Genomic DNA, 20,026 nt, shown 5'->3' on the forward strand with positions numbered 1-20,026 from the left:
GATGTCGAAACCAGCCAGCGATGCGTCCGGACGGGCCGCTCACGACCCCTCAGTCCCCTCGGCCCCCGGGAGCGGAGAGCCGACCCGTTCCGCCCGCTCGCGCGGGATCGGCAGCCTCCTGGTCGTGGTCTACGGGATCCTCGCGCTCGCCGCGACGGGGCGCTCCGTCTTCCAGATCATCGACCGGTTCGACGAGGCGCCGCTGGCGTTCTCGCTCTCCGCGCTCTCGGCCGTCGTGTACATCGTCGCGACGGTCGCCCTGATCGTCCCGGGCCGCGCCTGGCAGCGCGTCGCGTGGGTGACGATCACCTTCGAGCTGGTGGGCGTGCTCGTGGTCGGTGCGCTCAGCCTCCTCGCTCCGCGGCTCCTCGGGCTCGCGAGCGCCGACCCGTTCGGGCGCCAGTCGACGGTGTGGGCGGCCTTCGGCGCCGGCTACCTGCTCATCCCGCTCGTCCTGCCCGTGCTCGGCCTCTGGTGGCTCCGCGTGCAGGGGCGGCGCACGCCCCGGGCGGCCGCCTGATGCGCGTCGAGACCCGCCCCGGCGACCTGGCCGGGATCGGACCCTCCGCCGTCACGATCGGCAAGTTCGACGGCGTCCACTCCGGGCACCGGGCCGTCATCGGCCGGCTGCACGAGCGGGCCCGCGAGCAGGGGCTCGCCGCCGTCGTCGTCACCTTCGACCGCAATCCGCTCAGCGTGATCGCGCCGGAGAAGTGCCCGCCCGTCCTGGTCGGCAACGAGCAGAAGCTCGAGCTCCTCGCCGGGACCGGCGTGGACGCGACGCTGCTGCTCACCTTCGACGAGGCGTTCCGGGCGCTCTCGCCCGAGCAGTTCGTCGAGCAGGTGCTGGTGGAGGCGCTCGAGGCCCGCGTGGTCCTCGTCGGCTCCGACTTCCGCTTCGGCGCCCGGGGAGCGGGCGACGTCGACCTGCTGCGCGTGCTCGGCGGGCAGCACGGATTCGAGGTGGAGCTGATCGACGACGTGCGGCCCGAGGACGGGCGCCGCGTCTCCTCCACCTGGATCCGCGAGCTGCTGGCCGAGGGCGATGTGGAGCACGCGACGCGCCTGCTCGGGCACGAGCCCGTCGTCCGCGGCGTGGTCGTGCACGGAGCGAAGCGCGGCCGCGAGCTCGGCTTCCCGACCGCGAACCTCTCGCCGGAGTCGCAGGGCCTGATCCCGGCCGACGGCGTCTACGCGGGCCGGCTCACCACCGACGGCGTCACGCATCCCGCCGCGATCTCGGTCGGCAGCAACCCGACCTTCGTCGGAGTGCCGCCCAAGCAGGTCGAGGCGTACGTGCTCGATCAGACGCTCGACACCCTCGACCTCTACGACCGCGTGGTCGACGTGGCGTTCGTCGGCCGGATCCGCGGCCAGGTCGCCTACGAGGGCGTCGAGCCCCTCATCCGCCAGATGAACCACGACGTGGTGCAGGTCCGCGAGGTCCTCGGCATCGACTGAGCGGGATGCCGGCCGCCGCCTAGCAGGGGCCGCGGGCCCGCACCAGCGGGAGAGGTCCCGGGGCCATCGGCGTACCGTGGCCGCATGAGCGAAACCCCCTCCGACTCGGCGCGCCCCCTCGCGCTCGTCACCGGCGCGACCGGCTACATCGGCGGCCGGCTGACGCCGCGCCTCCTCGAGGCGGGCTTCCGGGTGCGCGTCCTGGTGCGCGACCCGCGCAAGCTGGTCGACGTGCCGTGGGCGGAGGAGGTCGAGGTCGCCCAGGGCGATCTCGGCGATCCGGAGTCGCTGGAGGCCGCGGTCGAGGGCGTCGACGTCCTCTACTACCTCGTCCACTCGATGGGCTCGGGCAACGATCACGCCCACTTCGAGGAGGTCGAGAGCCGCGCCGCGCACAACGTCGCCACGGCCGCGGAGTCGGCCGGCGTCGGCCGCATCGTCTACCTGGGCGGCCTGCACCCCGAGGGCCAGGAGCTCTCGAAGCACCTCCGCTCGCGCGCTGAGGTGGGCCGGATCCTTATGGAGTCGGGAGTGCCGACGATCGCCCTGCAGGCGGGCGTGATCATCGGCTCCGGGTCGACCTCGTTCGAGATGGTGCGGCACCTCACCGACGTGCTGCCGTACATGCCCGCGCCGCAGTGGGTGCGCAACTTCATCCAGCCGATCGCCGTGCGCGACGTGCTGCACTACCTGATCGGCTCCGCGTCGCTCGAGGGCGCCACGCTCAACCGCACCTTCGACATCGGCGGGCCCGACGTGCTCCGCTACGGCCAGATGATGAACGGCTACGCGGTCGAGGCCGGGCTCCCGCAACGGCCGATCGCGTCCCTGCCGGTGTTCACCCCGTGGCTGGCCTCGCAGTGGGTCAACCTGGTCACGCCGATCCCGCGCTCGCTCGCGGTGCCCATCATCGCCTCGCTGCAGTACGACTGCGTCGTGCACGAGCAGGACATCCGCGCGCTCATCCCCGACCCCGAGGGCGGGCTGACCTCCTACCGCCGCGCCGTCCGGCTCGCGCTGGGAAAGATGCAGGCGGGCGAGATCGAGACGAGCTGGCAGAACGCGGAGGTCGTCGGCGCTCCCAGCGATCCGCTGCCGAGCGACCCGGAGTGGGCCGGCCACACGGTCTACGTGGACCTCAAGGAGCGCCGCACCCAGGCCGACCCGGCCAAGCTCTGGCGCGTCATCGAGGGCATCGGCGGCACCAACGGCTGGTACTCCTTCCCGCTCGCGTGGGTGATCCGCGGCTGGATGGACCGCCTCGTCGGGGGAGTGGGCCTGCAGCGCGGGCGCCGCGACTCCGCGCGCCTGCACGCCGGCGACGCCCTCGACTTCTGGCGCGTCGAGGAGATCGAGCGGCCGAAGCTCCTGCGCCTGCGCGCCGAGATGAAGGTGCCCGGCGGGGCCTGGCTCGAGATGCGCGCCGAGCCCTCTGGAGACGGCGGCTCGGTCTACACGCAGCGCGCGGTGTTCTTCCCGCAGGGCCTCGCGGGCAGGCTCTACTGGTTCGCGATCCTGCCCTTCCACGGCATCATCTTCAACGGCATGGCCAACCGCATCACGGCCACCGCGGCCGACCTGCCGGACTCCGGCGACGAGCGCTCCCCTGGCGGGCGCCGGGTGCAGCGGTGACAATGGAGGGGTCCGGCGACGGCGAGGCCGCCCGGGACGCCGACGAGAGGAGCACGATGAGCGAACGGTCGAGTACGGACGCGGGGCGCGGACTCCAGCTGGGGAAGGTCCTCTTCATCGGGGACAGCATCATCCAGGCGGGAGCCTGGGGCGAGTGGCTGACGGAGTCGACGGTCGTCGACGAGGGAGTCGGAGGGGCCACCACGGCGGACGTCGTCGCGCGGCTCGCCGAGCTGGTCGCGCAGGAGCCGGACACGGTGGTGCTGCTGATCGGCACCAACGACCTCGCCTGGCACCGCACGACGGAGCACGTCGTGCGCAACATCGAGACGATCGTCGCGACGTTCCGGCGCGACCTCCCGGACGTGCGCATCCTGGTGACCTCGGTCCTGCCGCGCGGACACGAGTTCGCGCCGCAGATCCGCGAGATCAACCGCCACCTGTGGCAGTTCGCGCCCACGGCGCACGCGGGCTACCTCGACCTGTGGCCGGTGCTCGCGGGCGAGGACGGCGGGCTGCTCGAGCAGTACTCGCCGGACGGCCTGCACCTCAACGAGGACGGCTACCGCGCGTGGCGCGAGGCACTGGGCCCGGCGCTCGAGGCGGTCGTGCGGATGCCTCCGCGGACCCGCCCGATCACGCTGCCCTACGACGAGTTCGCGCGGCCGAAGACGGCCTAGCGCAGCACCGTGGAGGGGGAGTCGACCGCAGGGTCGGCTCCCCTTCCGTCATTCCGCGGCCAGGGCGGCCTCGAAGGCCGCGAGGGCGTCCGCGGAGAAGAGGACGAACCGGACCTCGTCGAGTGCGCCGTCCGCGGTCGCCTCGCGGACCGTCTCCACCGCGATGCGCGCCGCGTCGTCCATCGGCCAGCCGTAGACGCCCGCCGAGACGGCCGGGAAGGCGAGCGTCCGCGCACCGAGACCGACGGCGGTGCGCACCGACTCGCGGTAGGCCGAGGCGAGGACGGCGCTGCGGTCCTCCGACCGCGAGTGGACGGGACCGACGGTGTGCACGACCCAGCGGGCGGGGAGGCGGCCGGCGGTCGTGGCGACCGCGGAGCCGGCGGGCAGGCCGTCCGGCAGCTCGGTCCCGCGGAGCCGGCGGCACTCGGCGAGGATCTCCGGTCCGCCCGCGCGGTGGATCGCGCCGTCGACGCCGCCGCCGCCGAGGAGCGACGAGTTCGCCGCGTTCACGATCGCGTCGACGTGCTCGCGGGTGAGGTCGCCGCGCACGGCTCTCAGGGTGGTCACGACTCCTCCTCCAGGCTTCGTCCGAGGGCAGCGATCGCCGCAGGTCCCACGCGGCAGCAGCCGCCGATCAGATCCGCTCCCGCCGCGCGCCAGGAGGCGACCAGCGCGGGGTCGAAGGCCGCGTCGCCTGCCCAGCGACGCTCGACGGCGTCCCACTCCTCGCCGCTGTTCGGGTACACGACGACCAGCTTGCCGGTGACGGAGCGGGCGATGCGGACCGCCTCGGCGACGTCGCCGGGCGGGCAGCAGTTCACTCCCACGCCGACCACCTCCTCGGAGGAGGCGGCGACGGCGAACGCCTCGGCCAGGGGCTCGCCGGCCGCGGTGCGGCCCGAACGGCCGCTCACGCAGATCCAGGCGGGGACCGAGGAGCCCGCGAGTGCCTTCACGACGGCCCGCACCTCCCGCACCGACGGGATGGTCTCGACGGCGAGCAGGTCGGGCCCGGCCGTGGCCAGGGTCTCCAGGCGCGGGCGGTGCCAGGCGGCGAGCTCGCCGACGGTGAGGCCGTCGTCGCCGCGGTACTCGGAGCCGTCGCCGAGGCTCGCACCGAAAGGGCCGACGGAGGCGGCGACCCAGCCGCTCTGCGCGCGCCGGGCCAGGTCGACGCTCTCCCGGAGGGCGCGCTCCGCGAGGCCCGGGGCCAGGCCCGCGGCCGCGAATCCGCTCGCGGACACCTGGTAGCTCGCGGTCACCGCGACCCGGGCGCCCGCCTCGGCGAAGGCGCGGTGCGCGGCGACGACCCGGCCGGGCTCCTCCAGCAGGACCCGGGCGCTCCAGAGCGAGGAGTCCACCGCGGCCCCCTGCTCCTCCAGCTCCGTGCCCAGGCCCCCGTCGAGCAGCAGCGGGCGCACCCGCGCCGCAGCGACGAGGCCGGCGGTCACGAGCGGTTGTTGGAGAGCTCGAAGATCTTCACGAGCTCGGCGATCGCCGCCTCGCGGGCGTCTCCGCCCTCCTCGAACATCGCGGTGATGTGCGTGCGGAGGTGGTTCTCGACGATGAGCTTGTTGAGCGAGCCGAGCGACTTCTGGATCGCGAGGGACTGCGTGACGATGTCGACGCAGTAGTCCTCGTTCTCGATCATCCGCTCGAGGCCGCGCATCTGGCCGCCCAGGATCCGGGCACGGTGCAGCGAGCGCTTCTTGAGGTCCTCGATCACTCCTCCAGCCTACGCGCCGCAGGCGGTACCCGGGCGGGGTATGCGCCCGCCTACGATCGAGGGGTGAGCACCCGCAAGCCGTCCCGCGCGACCGCCGCCCGCTACCCCTCGCGCGACCGCGCCCGCATGGCGCTCGCGCCCGGGATCCTCGGCGCGATCGTGCTGCTGGCCGGGCTCGCCCTCGTCGGCTCCGACGCCTACGACTTCATCCGCTACCCGGTCGCGATCCTCGCGGCGGTCATCGGCTGGTTCGCGATCCAGGCGCGCGCACTCCTCTGGCTGATCGGGCTCGTCCCGGTGCTCGTGCTGTGGAACCCGGTGCTGCCGTTCGCCTTCCCGGACGCGATCTGGTCCTCGCTGAGCCTCGCCGCGGTCGGCGTCTTCGTGGCGGCGGGCCTCGTCATCCGCGTCCCGACCCCGGAATGACGACGAGCGCGACCGTCCGCGCGGCGGAGCGCCGACCGGACCGCCCCGAGGAGTAGACTGGCGGCGCACTCGCACGCCGGGGATGCTGCGACCGGGTCCCAGACCCGTTGCTCGGAGCTCCCGACGGCCACCGGGTGCACCGACGCCCGACGCCTCTCCGGAGGCTATCCGGCGGATGCACGGCGACGGCAGCGCGCGGGAACCCCTCCTCCGCCCCCCGTCACACATCGAGGAGGAGCATGGCTCGCAGCGGCCAGCGTCAGTCCGGTCAGACGCGACGAGCGTCGAACGCCGCCGGGAGCCGACCCCGATCGCGCTCGCGCGGCGTGGACAACGCGGGGATCATCCCGATCCTCGCCCGCCGCGTCCGCGAGGTGGAGGCGAAGGCCCAGACCGGCAAGGTCGGACCGACCAACCGGACGAAGTTCCTGGTGATCGCCCTCCTGATGCGCGAGGAGCGCAAGCGGGTCAAGGTCGATCCCTCGCTCAGCGACGCGCAGCGCGCCGAGGAGATGAAGCGCCTCGACGGCATCGCCACGATCCTGGCCAAGACGGCCGCCCGCGACACCAGCCTAATCGCGCTGCTCGAATCGGAGGCCGGCGTCACGGCGGCCGCGCAGAAGCTCCGCCGCGACTGGCTGCTCGAGGCGGGCGCGGAGCTCAGCCCCGACGAGCTGCTCATCGTGACCGAGCCGGAGCCCAAGCCCGAGGTGCCGGTCAACCAGGTCGTGCCGCAGTCGGTGCGCGCCCGGCAGCTGGCGAACCCCTTCCTCCCGCCGGACTTCTCGATCGCCGAGGCCTCGGCCCCGGCGCCGCGCCGCCGGCTCGACGACTGGGAGCTGCTCGGGCCGCTCTTCAAGGCGTTCGAGTACGGAGCGGGCGGACGGGCCGCGAGCATGGAGCTCCCGGAGCCGCCGAAGCTCGACCGGGTCTCGCCGCGCGCCCGCGAGCTGATGCCGCACCAGGCGCGCTTCATCGAGAGCGCCCGCGAGGGGCACCGCAGCTTCCTGCTCGCCGACGAGCCGGGTCTGGGCAAGACCGCGCAGAGCCTCCTCGCCGCCTCGGTGGTCGGGGCGTACCCGCTGCTCGCGGTGGTGCCGAACGTGGTCAAGATGAACTGGGCGCGCGAGGTGGAGCACTGGACGCCGCAGCGGCGCGCCACGGTGATCCACGGAGACGGCGGCACGCTCGACGCGTTCGCCGACGTGGTCATCGTCAACTACGACATCCTCGACCGGCACATCGGCTGGCTCGGAAGCCTGGGCTTCCGCGGCATGGTCGTCGACGAGGCGCACTTCATCAAGAACCTCCGCTCGCAGCGCTCGCAGAGCGTGCTCGCGCTGGCGTCGAGGATCCGCGAGACCACTCCGGGGCACGATCCGCTGATGATCGCGCTGACCGGCACCCCGCTGATCAACGACGTCGACGACTTCCGCGCCATCTGGCGCTTCCTCGGCTGGATCGACGAGACCAAGCCGGGACCGGAGCTGATGGGCCGCCTCGACGAGACGGGCCTCACCCCCGCCGACACGGGCTTCTACCCGGAGGCGCGCGAGGCCGTGATCGACCTCGGCATCGTCCGGCGCAAGAAGATCGACGTCGCCGCCGACCTGCCGTCGAAGCGGATCGTCGATCTGCCCGTCGAGCTGGACGACGACCTCGGCCGCTCCATCCAGAAGGCCGAGCGCGAGCTCGGCGCCCGCATGCTGCAGCGCTTCAGGGCGGTCACCTCCTCGATCACGCACGAGCTCGACGACGACGAGCGCGAGCGGTTCATCCGCATCGTGGCGCAGAGCGAGCTCGAGGAGTCGAAGTCGGCCAAGACCGGCGAGAACGTCTTCACCATGGTGCGCCGGATCGGCCAGGCCAAGGCGGCGCTGGCCGCCGACTACGCCTCGCAGCTGGCCCGCTCGGTGGGCAAGGTCGTCTTCTTCGCGAAGCACATCGACGTGATGGACCAGGCGGAGGACACGTTCGAGAAGCGCGAGCTCACGTCCGTCTCGATTCGGGGAGACCAGACCGCGGCGTTCCGCCAGACGCAGATCGACGCCTTCAACGAGGACCCGGACGTCTCTGTCGCCGTCTGCTCGCTCACCGCGGCGGGAGTCGGCGTGAACCTGCAGGCGTCGTCCAACGTGGTGCTCGCCGAGCTGTCGTGGACCTCGGCCGAGCAGACGCAGGCGATCGACCGCGTGCACCGCATCGGCCAGGAGGAGCCGGTGACGGCGTGGAGGATCATCGCGGCGCACACGATCGACGCGAAGATCGCGGAGCTCATCGACGCCAAGGCCGGTCTCGCCGCCCGCGCGCTCGACGGCGCGGACGCCGAGACGGCCTCGGCCGACACGGTGCAGCTGGACGCCCTCATGCACGTCCTGCGCGAGGCGATCGGCTGAGCGCACCCGGCCGGGCCGGCTGAGAGCTCAGCCGGTCCGGGCGAGCGGTGCGGCGAAGAAGTCCTTCTCGAACGAACTCGACCGCAGGAACGCGTCCCTCATCGCGGCGCGCTGCCTCGGTGAGGCGTCGCGGGCGGCCTGCTCCGTGAACTCGATCGCCCGCTCGGTGGCCGTCGCGAAGACCGGGTCGCCGTACGTGAGCAGCCAGTCCGCGTAGGGGTGCTCGGGGTGCCCGGAGGCGGCGAGGCGCGACCCGACGTCGGCGTAGAGCCAGAAGCAGGGGAGCAGGGCGGCGACGATCTCGCCGTAGCCGCCCCGCGCGGCGACCGCGAGCAGGTGGTCGGTGTAGCCGCGGGTCACGGGCGCGGGAGCCGCGTCCCTGGTCCCGAGCCGGTCGCGGTGCAGCTGCGCCTCCGCCGCGAGGGCGGACGCCGAGCCCTCGGCCCAGAAGACCTGCTCGGCGGTGGTCGGCGCGCGCTGCGCCGCCACGGCCAGGACGCGGGCGTACTCGGTGAGGTAGAGAGCGTCCTGCTCGAGGTACCACTCGAAGTCCTCCCGCCCGAGGGAGCCGTCGCCGAGGGCCCGCACGAACGGGAGCGCGTCGATCTCGTCGCGGAGGGTCCGGGTCCGCTCCCAGACGTCCGCGCAGAACGCCGGAGGACGTTGCCGGTGGAAGTGGTCGATCGGGCCGTTGCCGGTGCCGACCTCCAGAGCGTCGGCGGCGCGCAGGGCGCCGGTCAGCCACTCCTTGGCCTCCGTCAGCGCCTCGACCAGGGCGTCGGAGGAGGCGTCGCGCCCGGCCAGGAGCGTCGCCATCGCGGACGAGAGCGAGCACCCGGTGCCGTGCGTGTTCGAGGTGGCGACGCGCTCGCCGGGGACCTCGCGCACGAGGCCGTCGGGGGTGACGATCGCGTCCGGGGTGGCGGGGCCGTCGAGGTGGCCGCCCTTCACCAGCACGGCGGCGTCGAGGGCGCGGGCGAGTGCCGCTCCCTGCGCGAGCGCGGCCGGCCAGTCGGAGGCGGTCGGCTCTCCGGCCAGCACGCCCAGCTCGGGGAGGTTCGGCGTCACCAGGTCGGCGCGGCGGAGCAGGTCGCGCACGGCGTCCTCGGCTTCGGGAGCGAGCAGCCGGTGACCGCTGGTCGCGACCATCACCGGATCCACGACCACGACGGGCGGGCGGACCTCGTCGAGCCACTCGGCGACGACTCCGGCGTACTCGGCCGTGGCGAGCATCCCGATCTTCACCGCGTCGATCGTGACGTCGTCGCTCACCGCGTCGAGCTGCTCGCGGAGGAACGCGGCGGGCGGCAGGTGCACGGAGCGGACCCCGTGCGTGTTCTGCGCGACGAGCGCGGTGACGACCGCCATGCCGTAGCCGCCGAGCGCGCCGATCGACTTGAGGTCGGCCTGGACGCCGGCACCGCCGGTCGGATCGGTGCCGGCGATGCTGAGGACACGGGGGACGCGAGCGCCGGCGGTCATCGGTCCCACTCCGCTCGGATCAGGCGGGCGGCCGCCGCGGGGTCGGCGGCCGTGCAGAGCGCCGACACGACCGCGAGGCCGGCCGCACCGGCGAGGCGGAGTGGCCCCGCGTCCGCGGCTCCGACTCCGCCGATGGCGACGCAGGGCAGCGCCGTGGCCGCGGCGAGGGCGGCGAACCCGTCGACACCGAGGGGAGCGGGGTGGTCGGGCTTGGTCGCGGTGGGCCGGATGACGCCGACGCCGAGGTAGTCGACCGTCCCCGCGGGCAGGGCGCGGACGGCGGCGAGGTGCTCGGGGGTGTTCGCGGTGAGCCCGATCACCGCGTCGGGTCCGAGCAGCGAGCGGGCGGCGGTGACGGGGAGGTCGGACTGCCCGAGGTGGACGCCGTGGACGCGGGCGCCCGCGAGGCGGGCGGCGAGGGCGACGTCGACGCGGTCGTCGACCAGCAGGGTCGTGCGCTCGTCGAGGACGGCGGCGACGGCCCGGGTCAGGGCGACGAGCTCGGCGGCGGGGGCGTCGTGATCGCGGATCTGCACGGTCGTGACTCCGCCCCGGACGGCGGCGGCGACCACCGCGGGCACGCCGCGCGGGCCGCACTGGGCGGTGTCCGTGACGAGGTAGAGCGAGAGGTCGAGTCTCATGCGATCCGCGCCCCGGCCTCGGCGTCGGCCGGCTGGAGGGCAGCGAGGGCGTCGAGGAGGCCGACGGCGAAGGACCCGGGACCGCTGCTCGCGGCGGCGGCCCGCTCGGCGGCGAGGCCCCAGACCGCGGAAGCGCTGACGGCCGCGTCGAGCGGGCGGGCGCCCGCGCCGAGGAACGCCGCCATCACGGCGCCGAGCGCGCACCCGCCGCCGGTCACGCGGGTCAGCAGCGGGTGGCCCCCCGTGACCCGGACGATCCGCTCGCCGTCGGTGACGAGGTCGACCGCTCCCGAGACGGCGACCACGCCGCCGGTGCGGCGGGCGAGGACGCGGGCGGAGTCGAGCGCCTGCTCGGCGGTGTCGACGGCGTCCACACCGCGGCCGCCCGCACCGGCTCCCGCGAGGGCGAGGATCTCGGAGGCGTTGCCGCGGATGATCGCCGGCCGCGCCTCGAGCAGGTCCACCGCCAGAGCGGTGCGGACGGGCAGCGGGCCGACGGCGACCGGATCGAGCACCCAGGGCGTGCCGGCGCGTCCGGCCGCGGCGACCGCCTCGCGAGCACCCTCGCGCTGCTCCGCTCCGGGCGTGCCGAGGTTGACGAGCACCGCGGAGGCGAGGCCCGCGAAGACGCCCGCCTCGCCGGGCAGGTCGCACATCGCCGGGCCGGCGCCGAGGGCCAGAAGGCTGTTGGCGGTGAAGCCGGTGACGACCGCGTTCGTGATGCACTGCACCAGGGGCCCGGCGGCGCGGAGCTCGGCGAGATCGCGACCCACGGACGCCGGGTCGGGCGCCGTGTCGGCGGGGAGGGTCGGGTGGACAGGCGTGCGAATGCTCATTCGCGACATCCCTTCGCTAGTACGAACTAGATCAGGTTCAACGGGTCTTCTCTCAGCCCTGGCGGGCACCCCGTGTCACTGCGCACGACCCTAGCAGCGGGCGCGGGCGCGCTCGCTGCTGCAGTGCGAGAGGAGGGAGCGGGCCGTCGTCGCCCCTTCGCCCGGGAGCGGCCGCTCAGCCGGTGAGGATCGTCGAGTCGCCGCGCGGCCCCACCGCGACGCGGAGGCCGATCGGCAGCCGCTCGCGCATCGCGTCGACGTGGCTGATCAGGCCGATCGTCCGACCGCCCGACCGCAGCTCGTCGAGCGTGCTGAGCGCCGTCTCGAGCGTCTCGGCATCGAGCGAGCCGAAGCCCTCGTCGATGAACATGGTCTCGAGCGAGATGCCGCCGGACTGCGCCGTCACCACATCGGCGAGGCCGAGGGCGAGGGCGAGCGAGGCGAGGAACGTCTCGCCACCGGAGAGCGAGGCGGGCTGCCGGCGGACGCCGGTGAAGGCGTCGAGCACGTCGATCCCGAGGCCGGAGGCGGCGCCGCGGTAGGCGAGCGAGTCGTCGTGGGCGAGGGCGTAGCGGCCGCTGGTCATCGCGTCGAGGCGGAGGTTCGCCGCGGTCACGATCTCCTCCAGGCGTCCGGCGAGGGCGAAGGCCTCGAGGTCCATCCGGCGCGTGTTCTGCCCCCGGCCGGAGACGGTCTCGGCCAGCGCGCGCAGCTCCTCGTGGCGGTGGAGACGCTCACCCAGCACCGCGAGGCGGCCCGCGGCCGTCGCGGTGAGCTCGGCCAGGCGCTCCGAGCGGTGCTCGAGCACGGAGAGGCCGGCTCGCGCCTCGTCGCGACGGGCGGAGGCTTCGCGCGAGCGCCCCTCGGCGTCGGCGAGGTCGACGGCCGTGCCCGGCAGTCCGCGGAGCTCCGGGTCGGCGAGCACCGCCTCCGTCGCGCTCCGCCGTCGCTCGTGCTCGGCGACGACGGCCTCGGCCCGTGCCCGGTCCCCGCTGGCCAGCGCGGCCGACTCGGCCTCCTCGGCGGTCGTGAAGCCGCGCTCGGCGAGGACCTCGGCGAGCTCCTCCCGGGCGGCGGCGGCGGCCTCGGACCGCGAGACGGCCGCCTCCTCGGCCTCGACCAGGGCGACGGCACGGCGGCGCTGGGCACTCAGCTGCTCGACCCGCGAGGCGACGCTCGTCGCGCCGTCGCGGAAGGCCTCGACGCGCTCCCGCAGCAGCCGCAGCGCTTCAGCGGCGAGGGCGGACTCGTCGGCGCGGGCGCGGTGCTCCTCGCGAGCGGCGTCCCGCCCGGACGTGAGAGCGTCGATCCGGGTGCGCAGCCGGGTGCGCTCGCGCCGCAGCTCCTCCATGCGGGCGGCGGCGCGGCGCGCCGAGGCGAGCCGCTCCTCGTGCGCCGGGCGGAGCGACTCCGGATCCGCGTCCTCGCCCACGCGCTCCTCGAGCGCCGCGAGAGCCCGAGCCGCGGCTCCCTCGCGCTCGCGGGCGCCGTCGAGGGCGGCGGCGGCGCGCTCCACCGCGACGCGGGCCCGGTCGAGGTCGTCGGTGCCGACCGTCGTCGGGCCGTCGTGCTCGGCCGGGCGGGGGTGCTCGCACGAGCCGCAGACGGGGCAGGGCTCGCCCGGCTCCAGCCGCTCGGCGAGCTCCCCGGCGAACCCGGCGAACCGGCGCGCGATCAGGGCGGCCTGCTCCGCGGCGCGCTCGCCGTGGACGCGCGCCGCGTCGGCGTAGGCCGTGCCGAGCCGCTGCAGACCCGCCGCAGTGAGATCGCGCTCGAGGGCCGCGGCGATCCTCCGCTCGAGCGCGGCGAGCTCGTCGACGCGCGCGGGGACAGCGGCGGCCTCCCCGGCCAGGGACTCCTCCTCGGCGGCGAGCGCGTCGACGTGGGCGGGCAGCTCGCGCAGCTCCGCCTCGATCCCCGCGAGCGCGGTCGCCGCCGCCTGCTCGGCGCGCGCGGACCGCTCGGTGACGCGCTCCGCGTCGGGGAGCCGGCGCTCCTCTGCCAGCGCCTCGGCGAGGGCGCCGAGGACAGCGGCGAGCCGTTCGGCCGTCTCGGCGGCCGGGCCCCCGGACGCGTCCCCGTAGGCGTCGGCGGCGAGGTCGCGCTGCTGCCGGGCGGCCCGCTCCTTCTCGGCGGCTGCCCGGGCGGAGCGGAGCAGCGGCAGCACGCCGTCGGCCCGGCGCGCGCGCTCGATCGCGGCCCGCTGCTGCTCGACGTGCGCCTCGGCGACCACGAGCTCCTCCGCCTCGATGAGGGCGCGCCGGCGCCGCTCCTGGCCCCGGGCGATGCGCCGGGCCTCGTCGAGAGCGGTGCCCGCGGCCTCGTGCGCCGCGTCGGCCGCGGCGGAGCCGGCCCGAGCCGCCTCGAGCGGAGCGGCGAGCCGCGCCGGCAGCCCGGCGAACCAGGCGGCGTCCGGCAGAGGCGGCTCGGCTCCGTCATCGAGGAGCCGGACGGCCTCGTCCGCGAGCGCCGTCACGGCCGCGCGCTCCTCCTCGAGCCCGACGGCGCTCGCGTCGCGCTGCTCGAGCAGGCGGCGGCGGAGCAGATCGAAGCGCTCGGTCGCGAAGAGCGTGCGCAGGAGACGCTGCCGGTCGTCGTTCTTCGCGAGCAGGAACTCGTGGAAGCGGTTCTGCGCCAGCAGGATCACCTGGAGGAACTGGTCCTTCGTCAGGCCGACGATCCGGCCGATGTCGGCGCCCACCTCCTTCGCGCTCGACGAGAGCCCGACCCAGGTGCCGTCGACCTGCTCCAGCAGCTCGACCTTCGCCGGCTGGGTCGTGGTGCCGGTGCCGCGCCGTTTCGGCCGCTCGTACTCGGGCGAGCGCCGGACGCGGTAGACGCGCCCCGCCGCCTCGAAGTCGAGCTCGGCGAAGGTCTCGTCCTCGGGGCCGCTGTGGTCGCTCCGGAGGCGCGAGGCGGTGCCGTCGAAGCGGGGGACCGAGCCGTAGAGCGCGAACGCGATCGCGTCGAGGATCGTCGACTTGCCCGCTCCGGTGCGCCCGGCGATGAGGTACACGCCCACGTCCTCGAGCCGGTCGAAGTCGACGCACTGCTCGGCGCGGAACGGTCCGAGCCCGGCGAAGGCGAGTCGGCGGATCCTCACCGCAGAGCCTCGGCCTCGACGGCCGCGAGCGCGTCGAGGGTGAGGGCGCGCTCGGTGTCCGTGGCGCCGTGGCCGCCGCGGACGTGGGCGAGGAAGTCGTCGACGACCTCCACGTCGCTCCGCCCGCGGATCCGCTCGGCGTACGCGCGCGGCTCGGCCGCGGCGTGCGGGGGCCGGTGCTCGAGCGTGGCGCAGCCGGGGAAGCGCGACTGCAGGCGCGCCATCGCGTCGAGCGGGCGCACGGGATCGGTGAGCACCGCCGAGACCCAGTCGCCCTCCACCTCGGCCAGGGAGGGATCGCGCAGCAGCTGCTCGAGCTCGCCCTCGATCACGCTGAGCCTCCTCGGCACGGGGAGCGGCGACCACTCGACGCCCTCGAGCCCCTCGGGCCCGATCGTCACCAGCCAGGCGCCGCGCGGCTTCGACGCCTCGCCGAACGAGTAGTGCAGCGGCGCTCCGGAGTAGCGCACTCCCGGCAGCAGCTCGGCGCGTCCGTGGATGTGCCCGAGCGCCGCGTAGTCGGCCGCGGCGAAGTGCTCGACCGAGACGTAGTCGAGCCCGCCCGCCGTGATGTCGCGCTCGAGGACCGCGGCCGGGGCTCCGACCGCGAAGCAGTGCGCGAGCACGACCCAGGGACGGCCCGCCGCCTCGGCGGCGGCGCGCACCCGCGCCATCGCGAAGGCGAGCACGTCCTCGTGGCGGCGCAGCTGCTCCTCCGGGTGCCGGTGGCGGTAGAGGGCGGGCTCGAGGAAGGGGATGCCGTGGACGCCGACCTCGAGCCCGGACGCGTCGCGCAGCACGACCGGCTCGGCGTACGCCTCGGGGTCGGTGAGGACGTGGACGCCCGCTCCGCGCAGGAGCCCGGCCTGGAAGCCGAGCCGGGCGGGGGAGTCGTGGTTGCCGCTGGTGAGGACGACCTCGGCGCCGGCCGCGCGGATCGCCTCGAGCGTGCGGGTGAGGAGGGTGTAGTGCTCCGCGGCGGGCACGGCGGAGTCGAAGACGTCGCCGGCGATCAGCACCGCGTCCACGCGCTCGGCCCGCACCGTCTCGACCAGGGCCTCGAGCACGGTCGCGAGCGCCGCCGTCGTGGAGTGCCCGTGGAAGGTGCGGCCGATGTGCCAGTCCGAGGTGTGCAGCAGCTTCACGGTCGTCCTTCCTCTGCGTCGTCCGGGGGAGCGCCTCCAGGCTAGTGAGGCCCTCCGACACCGGCGGCGCAGCGGACACCTCCCGTTCACCGGGAGGTGCACAATAGGGCGTCGGTCGAGCAGAGGAGATGGTCGTGAAGCTGCCCCGCGTCCCCGCGACGATCCTGGGTCTGGGCTCGCGCACCCGCGCCGCCGCCGAGGACACCGCTCCCATCCAGCGTCTGCGCCCGGACGACGAGCCGGCCCGCACCAGCACGGTCGACAACGCGATCTACCAGGACGGCCGCCGGGTCGTCTCACCCGGCAGCATCCCGGAGGCGCTCGCCGCCCTGCAGAAGCTGCCCGACGCGATGGCGTGGATCGGGCTGTACCGGCCGAACGCGGCCGAGCTCGCCGCGCTCGAGGACGAGTTCTCGATGCACCCGCTCGCCCTCGAGGACGCGATCAGCGCGCACCAGAGGCCCAAGCTCGAGCGGTACGGCAGCGACATGTTCGTGGTGCTGCGCGCCGCCAGCTACTCCGACCAGCGCGAGGAGGTCGACTTCGGCGAGCTCCACCTGTTCGTGGGGTCGAACTTCGTCGTCACGGTCCGCCACTCCGAGAAGCCCGACCTCTCGCTGGTGCGGCGGCGGATGGAGGCCGATCCGGAGCTGCTGCGCGTCGGCCCGGTCGCCGTGCTGTACGCGATCCTCGACGCCGTCGTGGATCAGTACTCGCCCGTCGTCGCCGGTCTCGAGAACGACATCGACGAGATCGAGGCGCAGGTCTTCGAGGGCGACCCGGCGGTGTCCCGCCGCATCTACGAGCTCAGCCAGGAGGTGCTGGACTTCCAGCGTGCGGTCGCTCCGCTGACCGGCATGCTCGGGCGGCTCGTCACCGACTTCGAGGTGTTCCAGTCGGATGTGGAGCTGCGCCGCTACATCCGCGACGTCGCCGACCACGTCGCGCTCGTCACCGAGCGGGTCGACGGCTTCCGCACCACGCTGCGGGAGATCCTGGCGGTGAACGCGACCCTCGTCGCCCAACGCCAGAACGAGGACATGAAGAAGCTCGCGGAGGTGGGCAACCAGCAGAACGACGAGGTCAAGCGGATCTCCGCCTGGGCGGCCATCTTCTTCGCGCCGACCATGATCTCGAGCATCTACGGCATGAACTTCGACGTGATGCCCGAGCTGCACGTGGCGTGGGGGTACCCGGCGGCGCTCGCGGCGATGCTCGCCTCGAGCGTGGTGCTGCACCGGCTCTTCAAGCGGTGGGGCTGGCTCTGAGCCCGCGTCCCGCGACGTGTCAACACCGTGACGGTCCCGGAGGCTCCGCGTAGCGTCGCTCGCGGGCCGTCCGGCCCCTGAACGGAGGGACTCCCGATGACTCCGGAGGACACGACCACGACGGCCCCGCGGCCCCGCTCCCTCTGGCGTGCGGGCGCGGCTCCGATCCCCTCCGACGAGTTCGTGCCGGGCGCGCACTACGACGACGTCGTGGTCGGCGCCGGGCTCACCGGGCTGGTCACCGCGCTCCTCCTGCAGCGGACCGGCCGGCGCGTGCTGGTGCTGGAGGCGCGGGAGGTCGGCGCGGTCACGACCGGGAACACGACGGCGAAGCTCAGCCTCCTGCAGGGAGCGCACCTCTCCCGGATCGCGGAGCGCAACATCCCCGCGGTGACCGAGGCCTACGTCGCGGCGAACCTCGCGGGCTTCCGCTGGCTGCTCGACTACTGCGAGGGCGCGGGCGTGCCGGTGCAGAGGCGCACCGCCTACAGCTACGCGCAGACGCCCGAGGGCGTGGACGCCGTCCTGAAGGAGCACGCGACCGCGCGCCGCTTCGGCCTCGCGACCCGCCTCGTCGGCGAGCTCGACGTGCCGTTCCCCAGCACGGCGGCCGTCGCCCTCGACGACCAGGCCCAGTTCGACCCGATGGACGCCCTCACGGCGCTCGCCGCCGACTTCCGCGCCGCCGGGGGCACCCTGGTGCAGGGCGTCCGGGCCCTCGGGATGCGAGCGACCGCTCCCGTCCGGGTCCGCACCAGCGCGGGCCCGGTGACCGGGGACCGGGCCTACCTGCTCACGGGGGCGCCGATCCTCGACCGCGGCCTGTACTTCGCCAAGATCGCCGCGCTGCGCTCGTACGCGGTCGCGTTCCGCACCGACGCGCCGATCCCCGACGGCATGTACCTCTCGGTCGACGAGCCGTCCCGCTCCGTGCGCGACGCCGAGCGCGACGGCGAGCGGCTCCTCCTGATCGGCGGCAACGGCCACCCGGTGGGGCGCAGGCCCGTCACCTCGGAGGCGGTGGACGACCTGGTCGCCTGGACGCGGCGGTCCTTCCCGGGGGCGGAGCCGGTCGCGCAGTGGAGCGCCCAGGACTACGAGCCGTTCCACCGCGTGCCGTTCGTGGGCTGGCTGCCGCGGGGCCGCGGACGGATCTTCCTGGCGACCGGCTACGACAAGTGGGGGATGACCAACGCGGTGCAGGCCGCGCTGACGCTCGTCGCCGACCTCGAGGGCGGGACGCCGGCCTGGGCGAGGACGCTGCACCGCCGGCCCACGCTGCCGCGGGTGATGGCGGAGGGGCTCGGCGCCGGACTGGCGGTGGGCGCCTGGTACGCCCGCGGCTGGTCGGCAGCGCTCCGCGCGCCCCGCTCGGCCGGGGTGGTGCCGGCGGAGGGCCAGGGCTCGCTCGCCCGCGACGGCCTGCAGCCCGTCGCTGTCTCCACCGTGGAGGGGAGGCGCTGCGCGGTGTCGGCGGTGTGCCCGCACCTGGGCGGGATCGTCACCTGGAACGACTCGGAGCGCAGCTGGGACTGTCCGCTGCACGGCTCCCGCTTCGCAGCCGACGGGACGGTGCTGGAGGGGCCGGCGGTCGAGCCGCTCGCCCCGATGGGCTAGGCCGGCCGCCGGCTCCGCGGAGCCGAGCCGCCGGCCGGCCCCGCAGAGCAGGCGGCTCAGTCCTCGTCCGCTCCGGGCTCCGCGACCTCGTCGCCGTCCGCGCCCGAGGCATCGCCGGTCGTGTGCAGATCGGTGTCGCCCGGGATGCTGAAGTCGCTCAGCGGGTCCAGGGGCTTCTTGTCGTCGGTGTCGTCGCTCATGCCTGCCACCCTACGAGCGTCCGGCGAGGCGCTGCACCGCGGCGACCGGGATCGACAGCCACTCCGGCCGGTTGCGCGCCTCGTAGATCGCCTCGTAGACGGCCTTGTCGAGCTCGAACGCGTCGAGCACCGCCCGGTGCGCGGTGACCGCGTCGCCCGCTTGCTCGGCGTAGCCCTCGAGGAACGCGGCACGGCTCGCCGCCGCCCACGCCGCCCTCGAGGCGCCCGGCTCGGCCTGCTCGTGCGCACCCGCCGCGTAGTCGAAGGAGCGCAGCATCCCCGCCACGTCGCGCAGCGCCACGTCGGGAAGACGGCGCTCGTGCATGGGCCGCAGCGGCTCGCCCTCGAAGTCGAGGAGCACCCAGCCGCGATCGGGCACGGACAGGACCTGCCCGAGGTGGTAGTCGCCGTGGATGCGCTGGAGCCTCGGCCACGGCGCGGTCTCGGCGGCGCGGAACACGGCCTCGATCGCCTCCGAGTCCTCCGCGATCACGGGGACCTCGGCCGAGGCGATGCGCAGGCGACGGCGCATGGCCGCGACCATCCGCTCGACGACCTCGGACGTGGTGTCCTCGGTCGGCATGACCTCCGCCAGCGTCGCGTGCACCTCGGCGGTGGCGCGGCCCAGCTCGCGGGCGGGTCCGGTGAAGTCGGAGTCGACGGCGACCGCCTCGAGGGCGACGCGCCACGCGTCCTGGACCCCGGGGAGGAACTCCTGCGCGAAGGCGAGGTGCCCGAAGGCGCGGCCCGTCTCCTCGCCCTCGTCGTCCCACTCGCCGGTCACGTTGCCGATCACGGGCGGGACGAGGGCGCTCCCGGCGGCGTTGAGCGCCGACTGCACCGTCACGTCCGGGTTGTCGCCGTGGTGGAGGGCGCGGAAGACCTTGACGATCACCGGCGTCGCGTCGGATCCGTCGTCGGCGGTCGTGCGGACGATCACCGAGGTGTTCGACTGCTCGCCGCTGAGCACCTTCGAGGACGCGAACGCCCCGATCGCGGCACCCGGCTGCCGGTGGCCCTCGGCGCGGGCGCCGCCCTGGGCGCCGTAATCGTCGGAGCGGCCGCCGTCAGCGATCATCCCGAGCAGGGCGCGAGCGAACACCGGGTCGCGCGGAGCGTCGTACACGAAGTGCGCGTCGTCGGAGTAGACGAGGGCGTCCTCGAGCCCGGGCACCGGAGCCGCGTGGACGGTCACCGGCACCTGGTACAGCACCGGGCTCGTGCCTGCCCGGTCGATGAAGAGGTGGTCCACCACCTCCGCCTCTCCGGGGTGCAGCGACCAGGCGCCGCGGACCTCCAGCTCGGGGCGCCGCCCCTTGCTCGCGTACCACCTCTGGTCCGCCACCCATGCGGCGATGCGGTCGATCGACAGGCCTGCGCTCATGCTCTTCCCTCCGTCGGCACCCCGAA

18 protein-coding genes and 1 riboswitch are annotated in these 20,026 nt (G+C 74.6%); of the genes, 8 read left to right on the forward strand and 10 right to left on the reverse strand.

The window, feature by feature from the left end; genetic code table 11:
- Nucleotide 1 precedes the first annotated feature (1 nt).
- The 4 genes from C5C10_RS01675 to C5C10_RS01690 all read left to right on the forward strand — a co-directional run bounded on the left by C5C10_RS01675 (nt 2) and on the right by C5C10_RS01690 (nt 3,773).
- Entirely contained in the window at nt 2-520 is a 519-nt protein-coding gene (locus tag C5C10_RS01675) for a hypothetical protein (protein WP_258060346.1), read from the forward strand.
- Nucleotides 520-1,461 carry a bifunctional riboflavin kinase/FAD synthetase gene (locus C5C10_RS01680; RefSeq protein WP_104233805.1) on the forward strand — a complete coding sequence of 314 codons (942 nt, stop codon included), beginning with the start codon at nt 520-522 and terminating at the stop codon, nt 1,459-1,461. The genes C5C10_RS01675 and C5C10_RS01680 overlap by 1 nt, the downstream gene beginning before the upstream one ends.
- An 84-nt stretch (nt 1,462-1,545) precedes the next feature.
- Entirely contained in the window at nt 1,546-3,093 is a 1,548-nt protein-coding gene (locus tag C5C10_RS01685) for an SDR family oxidoreductase (RefSeq protein ID WP_104328359.1), read from the forward strand.
- A 56-nt stretch (nt 3,094-3,149) separates the two neighbouring features.
- Entirely contained in the window at nt 3,150-3,773 is a 624-nt protein-coding gene (locus tag C5C10_RS01690) for a GDSL-type esterase/lipase family protein (protein WP_104225671.1), read from the forward strand.
- 48 nt (nt 3,774-3,821) lie between these two features.
- On the opposite strand, the gene C5C10_RS01695 is transcribed toward C5C10_RS01690, so the two are convergent.
- From C5C10_RS01695 to C5C10_RS01705, 3 genes are read right to left on the reverse strand one after another with little or no spacing between them, the layout of a single operon-like run.
- Complete coding sequence (locus C5C10_RS01695) at nt 3,822-4,343, reverse strand: O-acetyl-ADP-ribose deacetylase (RefSeq protein WP_104225600.1); 522 nt, start codon at nt 4,341-4,343, stop codon at nt 3,822-3,824.
- Nucleotides 4,340-5,227 carry a homocysteine S-methyltransferase gene (gene mmuM, locus C5C10_RS01700; protein ID WP_104328360.1) on the reverse strand — a complete coding sequence of 296 codons (888 nt, stop codon included), beginning with the start codon at nt 5,225-5,227 and terminating at the stop codon, nt 4,340-4,342. Before mmuM ends, C5C10_RS01695 begins: the two co-directional genes overlap by 4 nt.
- Nucleotides 5,224-5,502, reverse strand: a complete 279-nt coding sequence (locus C5C10_RS01705; RefSeq protein ID WP_104223062.1) for a metal-sensitive transcriptional regulator — start codon at nt 5,500-5,502, stop codon at nt 5,224-5,226. The genes mmuM and C5C10_RS01705 overlap by 4 nt, the downstream gene beginning before the upstream one ends.
- A 63-nt stretch (nt 5,503-5,565) precedes the next feature.
- Between C5C10_RS01705 and C5C10_RS01710 the strand changes: the two genes are divergently transcribed.
- Both C5C10_RS01710 and C5C10_RS01715 read left to right on the forward strand, forming a co-directional pair.
- The gene (locus tag C5C10_RS01710) at nt 5,566-5,928 is read left to right on the forward strand and encodes a DUF6804 family protein (RefSeq protein WP_244229446.1); all 363 of its coding nucleotides are present in this window, start codon (nt 5,566-5,568) and stop codon (nt 5,926-5,928) included.
- A 239-nt stretch (nt 5,929-6,167) separates the two neighbouring features.
- Nucleotides 6,168-8,324: a DEAD/DEAH box helicase gene (locus C5C10_RS01715; protein WP_104328361.1), complete on the forward strand. Its 2,157-nt coding sequence runs from the start codon at nt 6,168-6,170 to the stop codon at nt 8,322-8,324.
- Between the two features lie 27 nt (nt 8,325-8,351).
- Here C5C10_RS01715 and thiD read toward each other — a convergent pair whose 3' ends face one another.
- The 5 genes from thiD to C5C10_RS01740 form a co-directional block, all read right to left on the reverse strand.
- On the reverse strand, nt 8,352-9,806 hold the full coding sequence (thiD, locus tag C5C10_RS01720; protein WP_104307899.1) for a bifunctional hydroxymethylpyrimidine kinase/phosphomethylpyrimidine kinase: 1,455 nt from the start codon (nt 9,804-9,806) through the stop codon (nt 8,352-8,354).
- Complete coding sequence (thiE, locus tag C5C10_RS01725) at nt 9,803-10,447, reverse strand: thiamine phosphate synthase (protein WP_104328362.1); 645 nt, start codon at nt 10,445-10,447, stop codon at nt 9,803-9,805. Before thiE ends, thiD begins: the two co-directional genes overlap by 4 nt.
- Nucleotides 10,444-11,283 carry a hydroxyethylthiazole kinase gene (gene thiM, locus C5C10_RS01730; protein WP_104328363.1) on the reverse strand — a complete coding sequence of 280 codons (840 nt, stop codon included), beginning with the start codon at nt 11,281-11,283 and terminating at the stop codon, nt 10,444-10,446. Before thiM ends, thiE begins: the two co-directional genes overlap by 4 nt.
- A riboswitch (TPP riboswitch) is annotated at nt 11,275-11,366 on the reverse strand. It overlaps the preceding gene by 9 nt.
- 92 nt (nt 11,367-11,458) lie before the next feature.
- Nucleotides 11,459-14,386 (reverse strand): AAA family ATPase, encoded by a 2,928-nt coding sequence (locus C5C10_RS01735; RefSeq protein ID WP_104328364.1) that lies wholly within the window; start codon nt 14,384-14,386, stop codon nt 11,459-11,461.
- Nucleotides 14,383-15,531 (reverse strand): exonuclease SbcCD subunit D, encoded by a 1,149-nt coding sequence (locus C5C10_RS01740; RefSeq protein WP_104328365.1) that lies wholly within the window; start codon nt 15,529-15,531, stop codon nt 14,383-14,385. Before C5C10_RS01740 ends, C5C10_RS01735 begins: the two co-directional genes overlap by 4 nt.
- Before the next feature lie 128 nt (nt 15,532-15,659).
- Here C5C10_RS01740 and C5C10_RS01745 point away from each other — a divergent pair, with 128 nt between their 5' ends.
- Entirely contained in the window at nt 15,660-16,799 is a 1,140-nt protein-coding gene (locus tag C5C10_RS01745; RefSeq protein WP_104223070.1) for a magnesium and cobalt transport protein CorA, read from the forward strand.
- A gap of 96 nt (nt 16,800-16,895) precedes the next feature.
- The gene (locus tag C5C10_RS01750) at nt 16,896-18,416 is read left to right on the forward strand and encodes an FAD-dependent oxidoreductase (protein WP_104328366.1); all 1,521 of its coding nucleotides are present in this window, start codon (nt 16,896-16,898) and stop codon (nt 18,414-18,416) included.
- A gap of 56 nt (nt 18,417-18,472) precedes the next feature.
- On the opposite strand, the gene C5C10_RS17675 is transcribed toward C5C10_RS01750, so the two are convergent.
- Entirely contained in the window at nt 18,473-18,616 is a 144-nt protein-coding gene (locus C5C10_RS17675) for a hypothetical protein (RefSeq protein ID WP_159914626.1), read from the reverse strand.
- A gap of 10 nt (nt 18,617-18,626) precedes the next feature.
- Nucleotides 18,627-20,000, reverse strand: coding sequence for a phosphotransferase (locus C5C10_RS01755; protein ID WP_104328367.1), 1,374 nt, complete (start codon nt 19,998-20,000; stop codon nt 18,627-18,629).
- Nucleotides 20,001-20,026 lie beyond the last annotated feature (26 nt).

Source organism: Rathayibacter sp. AY1A3 (assembly GCF_002930975.1).
GTDB lineage: Bacteria > Actinomycetota > Actinomycetes > Actinomycetales > Microbacteriaceae > Rathayibacter.

Coding starts and splice junctions, on each gene's coding strand:
- C5C10_RS01675 (WP_258060346.1), top strand. CDS start 2: ATGTCGAAACCAGCCAGCGATGCGTCCGGACGGGCCGCTCACGACCCC.
- C5C10_RS01680 (WP_104233805.1), top strand. CDS start 520: ATGCGCGTCGAGACCCGCCCCGGCGACCTGGCCGGGATCGGACCCTCC.
- C5C10_RS01685 (WP_104328359.1), top strand. CDS start 1,546: ATGAGCGAAACCCCCTCCGACTCGGCGCGCCCCCTCGCGCTCGTCACC.
- C5C10_RS01690 (WP_104225671.1), top strand. CDS start 3,150: ATGAGCGAACGGTCGAGTACGGACGCGGGGCGCGGACTCCAGCTGGGG.
- C5C10_RS01715 (WP_104328361.1), top strand. CDS start 6,168: ATGGCTCGCAGCGGCCAGCGTCAGTCCGGTCAGACGCGACGAGCGTCG.
- thiD (WP_104307899.1), bottom strand. CDS start 9,806: ATGACCGCCGGCGCTCGCGTCCCCCGTGTCCTCAGCATCGCCGGCACC.
- thiE (WP_104328362.1), bottom strand. CDS start 10,447: ATGAGACTCGACCTCTCGCTCTACCTCGTCACGGACACCGCCCAGTGC.
- thiM (WP_104328363.1), bottom strand. CDS start 11,283: ATGAGCATTCGCACGCCTGTCCACCCGACCCTCCCCGCCGACACGGCG.
- C5C10_RS01745 (WP_104223070.1), top strand. CDS start 15,660: ATGGTCGTGAAGCTGCCCCGCGTCCCCGCGACGATCCTGGGTCTGGGC.
- C5C10_RS01750 (WP_104328366.1), top strand. CDS start 16,896: ATGACTCCGGAGGACACGACCACGACGGCCCCGCGGCCCCGCTCCCTC.
- C5C10_RS17675 (WP_159914626.1), bottom strand. CDS start 18,616: ATGAGCGACGACACCGACGACAAGAAGCCCCTGGACCCGCTGAGCGAC.
- C5C10_RS01755 (WP_104328367.1), bottom strand. CDS start 20,000: ATGAGCGCAGGCCTGTCGATCGACCGCATCGCCGCATGGGTGGCGGAC.